1 protein-coding gene is annotated in these 1842 nt (G+C 38.8%); it reads right to left on the bottom strand.

Annotation, left to right across the window (positions count from 1 at the left end; genetic code table 11):
• Positions 1–1842 (bottom strand): hypothetical protein (locus J7K40_10845; GenBank protein MCD6162895.1); only part of this gene is annotated, 1842 nt, incomplete at both ends.

Genomic DNA, 1842 nt, shown 5'->3' with positions numbered 1-1842 from the left:
TGATATAGATATTCATCCGGACACATACAGGAATCAGGCGGCGGCGGACCTGAACCTCTGAAATAGTTTATAGCATAAATGACATCAGAACCGATAACCATTCCATCGCCGTTGACATCGCCAGCGACTGCGTCGGCGCAGTAGGTATTAATATCAATAGAACCTTCAAATGGAATATATTTTGATTTACTGCAGACAATAGATATAGTACCGTGTGATTGAGGATTTAATGTCAAGTTAACATAACCGGTAACATTTGTAAAACCGCGTTCATAGATTTCATCATCTTTCCATAATGTTACAAGAACATCAGGGATGCCGATGCCATAATAACTGTCTCTTACCCTTATCGTAACAGGTTGTATGGAATCTAATTCAACATTTGAGGGGAAATCTACAAGGAAATTACGCGGATTATCAACATAAACTGAAAACTCTGGATCGCCAAATAGGTTATTACTATAAACAATATCCAAAAGTGAACCTGAATAAGGAACCTTGGTAGCATAGTGAGCTAAACCGAATCGATTCTCAGTAGCAGTATAATCCATCAATTTATCTACTCTAGTTTTTTCAAGCAAACAGGAACAATGAACCCATCCATATCTGGTGTTGTATGTACCTGCAACAGAACCGCCATCAACAAATAAATCCTTTTCAGCAAAACAAGTATCTCGCCCAAAATGTAAATGGCAATCAAAAGCTCCTACACCACAAGCAATTGACGAATGTAAGTATTCCCTGCCTTCATTGTTTACATTACCTATATAACCGAGATTATCTGGATTAATACCCATATCGGATGTCAAGCAAGGGTCTGAACACTGTTCATCTGATGAGCGCCTCCAACAATTATATCCACAAGCTAAGACTCGATAAAAATCAGGGCTTCCATGTCCCAAACTTATGTAATAGCCTACAGATGGGCTACTTAAATGATTAATAATATCAATTTCAAATGGAAATGTAGGATAAAGACAGTATCCGTCTGGGTACTCTCTAAAAGTTTCAGTATCAACATTAAAGAAGTTAGAAAAGCATGCGGCAATTTGCTGAGGCTGATTAGTATTAGCCATTTGATCTGCAGATGAAATCATTACATTACTGAGATATTGATCACTTCCATACCCCGGCTCAATTTCATATCGGGCTAGTTTTTCAATCCATTTTGAAATATCGCTAGCATTATGTATTGGAACCCTGCCAATATATATATCAGTACCAAAATCCGGCTGGTCATCATTAGGTTCACCCCATACTCCATCTCCATCAGCGTTCCAATCGCCATCTATATCCGCAAAGTAAAGATCACTAATGAATAATTTGTCTATTGTCGGTACATAATTGCGATCTCGATAATAAGTATAACGTACTGGCGCAATATCCGGATTTGGCGCAATACCTACATCGCCAGCAATTAAAGCATAGCAAAAATCCGCATTGTTCTCTTTTTGGTCTATCAGGAAATTTCTAAGTTTTTCGGCGTCATCAACGCCCTGATAATTAGGATAAACATCTGTTTCGAGGACAATTATATCTGTTTTGCAGCCCTTGCTGGTTTTCCATTGCTGAAGTGTTTGGAAATATCCTGCATAATCAAAAGAGGTAATAATCAGATATTCCGGCGGAACATCATCAGGATCTGTAGGATAGTTATATGAATAAACATTTATTACAGGTGTATTATCTTCTACATCTCCAGGGTTTTCCACTAGCCCCTTTAGGAATCTCTTTGTTGTCTTTTCAGCTACTATGCTTCTTTCGCTGGCAAGGCGCGGCTGACTACTGGCGGCAGTCAGATGAATCGTAAGCGAGACATTCGTTATCAGCCACAACTCATTA

Source organism: Candidatus Zixiibacteriota bacterium (genome assembly GCA_021159005.1).
Classification (GTDB): Bacteria; Zixibacteria; MSB-5A5; order UBA10806; family 4484-95; genus JAGGSN01.
This window is presented reverse-complemented; position numbering and strand designations above follow the sequence as displayed.